Here is a 932-nt window from a genome sequence, read left to right as displayed (position 1 = left end):
GTAAATTCCAGCAGTTGTTCATGGGTCAGTTGGCTTAAATCAGGCAGTGTATTCATGACCGCAGTATGCCTGAGGTCATGAGAAGAATGAAATAGAACGTTTGGAGAATAGCAGAATGGACCAAGCTAGTTTAGAGCATTGTGACCACTTGCTGTCGTCCAATGCGCTGCCAAGGCAAACCTTGGATTAATGCCTGTAACTGTTCCGGGCTGAGGGCCACGGTTTCACCTTGGTGAACTTGAGCCCAGTGAAATTTACCCTGTTCCAAACGCCGGGCACACAGCCAGATGCCCAGTCCATCATGTACCAACACTTTCATACGATGACCACGTTTATTACAGAACAGGTAGGCGCAATGCGGTTTGATGTAGCCAAAGGCTCTCACCACCTGAGCCATGACAGTATCCATTCCTGCTCGCATATCCATGGGCTGGGTAGAGAGCCAAATTTCATTGATACGGATCATGTTGCCAGTGCCTTGAGTAATTCTGCCAAGGCAGGTATTTCTGATGTCTGCCATTTTAGCTGAATATCATTATTCGTATGAGGCACGGTGATACACAACGTGATCCTCTCATCAATAGGTTGGCTGATTGCAGCAGTGTAAGGCAAAGCAATAAATGCTGGATTCACATGAGTAGGATCCTGCACGGCACCCTCATGATGGCTGAAGATCCTGATCCAACGACTGACAAGGTTGGCATTAATACTATGTTGCAGTGCGACCGAAGCGATCGAGGTATTAGGATTTTTGCAGGCATTGACAATACTGAGTTTGAATTCTTTGCTGTATTTTCGGCGTTTTTTAGCAACAGGAGGTGTTGCTGAATATATATCCATGTTCATGGATTAAGTCCCCACTTGTTTTTAGGTGGGAACTAAATTAAGGCTTATAGGATCGCTTGGTAAGGCTGTGTTAGCCGGATGCTTAC

General features: G+C 45.9%; 2 protein-coding genes. Both read right to left on the bottom strand.

Going from position 1 to position 932, the window contains the following annotated elements:
• Window positions 1–130 precede the first annotated feature (130 nt).
• Window positions 131–466 carry an IS66 family insertion sequence element accessory protein TnpB gene (tnpB, locus tag GBN19_RS15450; protein ID WP_035270816.1) on the bottom strand — a complete coding sequence of 112 codons (336 nt, stop codon included), beginning with the start codon at window positions 464–466 and terminating at the stop codon, window positions 131–133.
• Complete coding sequence (locus tag GBN19_RS15445; protein ID WP_001055585.1) at window positions 463–846, bottom strand: transposase; 384 nt, start codon at window positions 844–846, stop codon at window positions 463–465. The genes tnpB and GBN19_RS15445 overlap by 4 nt, the downstream gene beginning before the upstream one ends.
• Window positions 847–932 lie beyond the last annotated feature (86 nt).

This window comes from Acinetobacter brisouii (genome assembly GCF_008993995.1).
In the GTDB taxonomy this organism is placed as follows: domain Bacteria; phylum Pseudomonadota; class Gammaproteobacteria; order Pseudomonadales; family Moraxellaceae; genus Acinetobacter; species Acinetobacter brisouii_A.
The sequence above is the reverse complement of the archived record's forward strand: the minus strand, read 5'-3'. Positions and strand labels throughout refer to the sequence as shown.